The sequence below is a fragment of the Terrabacter sp. P5_B1 genome, from assembly GCF_056400505.1.
The window spans coordinates 1-3729 of sequence record NZ_JBFULD010000378.1; the positions used below are offsets into that span (position 1 = coordinate 1).

Below are 3729 nucleotides of genomic sequence, written 5' to 3' on the forward strand. Positions count from 1 at the left end.
CCGCCGGCCGGCTGACCCGGCGCGACGGGCGGGCTCGGCTCGCCTGGGGCGCCGCGGGGGTGTCGCCAGAGCCCGCGGACTCCGGCGCAGCCGTCGGAGCCGTCGGAGCCGTCGCGCTCGCAGGCGCCGACGAGCCGCCGGCCTGACGGGCCTTGATCGCCTCGACGAGGTCGCTCTTGCGCATCTTCGTCGTTCCGGTGATGCCCATCGACGACGCGACGCCCTTGAGCTCGTCCAGCTTCATGGCCGACAGGCCGGAGAGCGGACGGGTGGTTGTTTCTGACACGAAGGATCCTTCCCCCTCGTTTGCGGCCCGGGAGACTCCAGCGGGCCGGACTTGGACCAGATGCCTGGCCGTCTGAGATCCACGTCGGCGAAGAACGCGCCGAGAGGCACAGAAGATCGCCTCAGTGTGGGGGTGGTGCACCAGCCTGCGTTGTCGCGGCCTGTGGTGCCCGCTCAGGATACCACTCGGGGACCGCCGGCTGGCTGGTGGGAGCCGTTGAGGTCGCGGCTCGTCAGGTGTTCAGCGAGCGTGGACCGTGGCGCCGTGCGGTGGCACGGTGGGGGTCAGCCGTTCCCAGCGTGCTGCGAGGTGGCCCGCTCGCACCTCGGGGGCGGCTTGACGCGTGGTGAGGACGAGGACGCTCGGGCCCGCCCCCGACACGACCGCGGCGTGGCCCTGGGAGCGCAGCAGGTCGACCAGTTCCATCGTGGCGGGGTAGGAAGGGCGGCGCGCCTCCTGGTGGAGCCAGTCGCGGGTCGCGGCGTGCAGGTGCGAAGGATCGGCCGTCAGCGCGTGGACGAGCAGGGCCGCTCGTCCGGCGCCGGCGGCGGCAGCCGCCAGCGGGACCGTCGCGGGCAGGACGGCGCGAGCGGTGCGGGTCGCCAGCTGCGTCTCCGGGACGAAGACGACCACGTCGACGTCGGGGTGCGGGTCGATGCGTGCCGTCACGGTGCGCTCGCCGCGGTCGAGCCCGGTTCCGTCCGGCATCCAGCTGACCGTGAGGCCACCCAGCACGCTCGCCGAGGCGTTGTCCGGATGCCCTTCGAGCTCGCTCGCCAGATGCGTCGTCAGGTCGAGATCGACGGGGACGGCGACACCGGGAGCCGGCCACGCGGCATACGCACTCTCGAGCACCCCGAACGAAAGAGCTTGGGCGGCAATGACGCCCGCGACGATGGCGGTCGCAGAGGAGCCCAGGCCACGACCGTGCGGGACGCCGTTGACGGCCGCGAGGCGCAGACCCGTCGGCGGCACGACACCGAGGGCGACCCACGTGTGCTGCATCGTCGCGAACACGAGGTGCCGCTCGTCGGTGGGCACGTCCAGGGCGCCCTCCCCGCTGACCTCGATGACGAGTCCGGGGCTGTCGGACGTGCTGAGCACGTAGTCGTCCCACAGACCGAGGGCCAGACCGATCGAGTCGAAGCCGGGTCCGAGGTTGGCGCTGCTCGCGGGCACGCGCACGCGGACGGAGCGGCCCGCGGGAACCCGGCTCACGCGGTCAGTCCTCGAGGCCGAGCGCCTGGGCCGCGGAGAACGCGTCGACGGAGACCCGGGTCGGCACGACCTCGGCCCCCTCGGCGGTGCGCAGGGCCCATTGCGGGTCCTTGAGCCCGTGGCCGGTGACGGTGCAGACGATGCGCGCCCCGGGCGGCACGAGACCTGCCGCGTGGCTCGCGAGCAGCCCCGCGACGGAGGCGGCCGAGCCGGGCTCGACGAACACCCCCTCCTGGGAGGAGAGGTAACGGTGGGCGTCGAGGATCTGCTCGTCGGTCACGGCGTCGATGCGGCCACCGGACTCGTCGCGGGCGGCGATGGCCTGCTCCCACGACGCGGGGTTGCCGATGCGGATGGCGGTCGCGACCGTCTCGGGATGGTCGACGGGGTGGCCGAGGACGATCGGCGCCGCGCCGGCCGCCTGGAAGCCCCACATCCTGGGCAGCTGCGTGGCCGGGCCGGGCTGGTGGCTGACCGACGGGTCCGCCGAGTACTCGCGGTAGCCGCGCCAGTACGCCGTGATGTTGCCGGCGTTGCCGACCGGCAGGCAGTGGATGTCGGGCGCGTCGCCGAGCGCGTCGACGACCTCGAACGCGGCGGTCTTCTGGCCCTCGATGCGGGCCGGGTTGACCGAGTTGACGAGCTCGACCGGGTACGCCTCGGCGAGCTTGCGCGCGAGGGTGAGGCAGTCGTCGAAGTTGCCGTCGACCTGCAGCAGGGTTGCGCCGTGGGCGATCGCCTGGCTCAGCTTGCCCATCGCGATCTTGCCCTCGGGCACGAGGACGCCGCACGTCATGCCGGCCTTCGTGGCGTATGCCGCCGCCGACGCGCTCGTGTTGCCCGTGCTCGCGCAGATGACCGCCTTCGCGCCCTTGCGGGCGGCGACGCTGATGGCCGTCGTCATGCCGCGGTCCTTGAACGAGCACGTGGGGTTGAGGCCTTCGTACTTGAGGTGGACCTCGGCGCCGACGCGCTCCGAGAGCTTCTCGGCGTGGATGAGGGGGGTGCCGCCCTCGTGGAGCGTGACGACGGGCGCACCCTCGAGCATCGGGAGGCGGTCGGCGTACTCGCGGATGACTCCGCGCCACTGGTGGGCCATCACGAACCTTCCACGCGCATCACGGAGTTGACGCCACGGACGACGTCGAGCGTGCGCAGTCGCTCGACCGTGGACGAGAGGGCCGCGTCGCTCGCGGAGTGCGTGACGATGATGAGGTTGGCGCGGGCGCCCTCGCCGTCACCGGCGGGGACGAGCTGCTGGCGCACCGTCTCGATGGAGACGTCGTGGTCGGCGAACGCCGCCGCGACCTGGGCCAGCACGCCCGAGCGGTCCTCGACGTCGAGGCTGATGTGGTACCTCGTCTGGGCGTCACCCATGGTGAGGACGGGCAGGTCGGCGTAGCTCGACTCCCCCGGACCGAGCCCGCCGCCGACGCGGTGGCGGGCGACCGCGACGAGGTCACCCAGGACCGCCGAGGCCGTGGGGTCACCGCCGGCGCCCTTGCCGTAGAACATCAGCTCCCCGGCGGCGTCGGCCTCGACGAAGACGGCGTTGAAGGCCTCGCGGACCCCGGCGAGCGGGTGGGAGCGCGGGATCATCGCCGGGTGCACGCGGACGCTGACCCCCTTGTCGCTGCGCTCGCAGATCGCTAGGAGCTTGACGACCGCGTCCATCTCGCGGGCGGCAGCGACGTCGGCGGCCGACACCTCGGTGATGCCCTCGCGATAGACGTCGGTGCCCGAGACCCGGGTGTGGAAGGCGAGCGAGGCGAGGATGGCGGCCTTGGCGGCGGCGTCGAAGCCCTCGACGTCGGCGGTCGGGTCGGCCTCGGCATAGCCGAGCGCCTGGGCCTGCTCGACGGCGTCGGCGAAACCCGCCCCCGTCGTGTCCATCTTGTCGAGGACGTAGTTCGTCGTGCCGTTGACGATGCCGAGGACCTTGCGCACCTCGTCACCGGCCAGCGACTCACGCAGTGGCCTCAGCAGCGGGATGGCCCCGGCAACCGCCGCCTCGTAGTAGAGGTCGACGCCGTGGCGGGCCGCCGTCTCGTAGAGAGCGGGACCGTCCTCGGCGAGGAGGGCCTTGTTGGCAGTGACGACCGACGCCCCGTGCTCGATGGCCCGCACGATGAGCGACCGGGCCGGCTCGATGCCACCGATGACCTCGACCACGATGTCCGCCCGCGTGACGAGGTCCTCGGCGTCCGTCGTGAACAACGCCGGGT

4 protein-coding genes are annotated in these 3729 nt (G+C 72.6%); all 4 read right to left on the reverse strand.

Annotation, left to right across the window (positions count from 1 at the left end):
- On the reverse strand, positions 1-286 hold a 286-nt coding region (locus AC1DP0_RS19480), incomplete at its 3' end, for a Rho termination factor N-terminal domain-containing protein (protein WP_478087727.1).
- A 240-nt stretch (positions 287-526) separates the two neighbouring features.
- Complete coding sequence (locus AC1DP0_RS19485) at positions 527-1504, reverse strand: homoserine kinase (protein WP_478087730.1); 978 nt, start codon at positions 1502-1504, stop codon at positions 527-529.
- Between the two features lie 4 nt (positions 1505-1508).
- Positions 1509-2603, reverse strand: a complete 1095-nt coding sequence (gene thrC / locus AC1DP0_RS19490) for a threonine synthase (RefSeq protein WP_478087733.1) — start codon at positions 2601-2603, stop codon at positions 1509-1511.
- Positions 2603-3729, reverse strand: a 1127-nt coding sequence (locus AC1DP0_RS19495; RefSeq protein WP_478087735.1) for a homoserine dehydrogenase, incomplete at its 5' end; no start/stop codon positions are given. The genes AC1DP0_RS19495 and thrC, both read right to left, overlap by 1 nt.

Bases quoted from the DNA above. Each gene is read 5' to 3' on its own strand.
- thrC (WP_478087733.1), bottom strand. From the start codon at position 2,603: ATGGCCCACCAGTGGCGCGGAGTCATCCGCGAGTACGCCGACCGCCTC.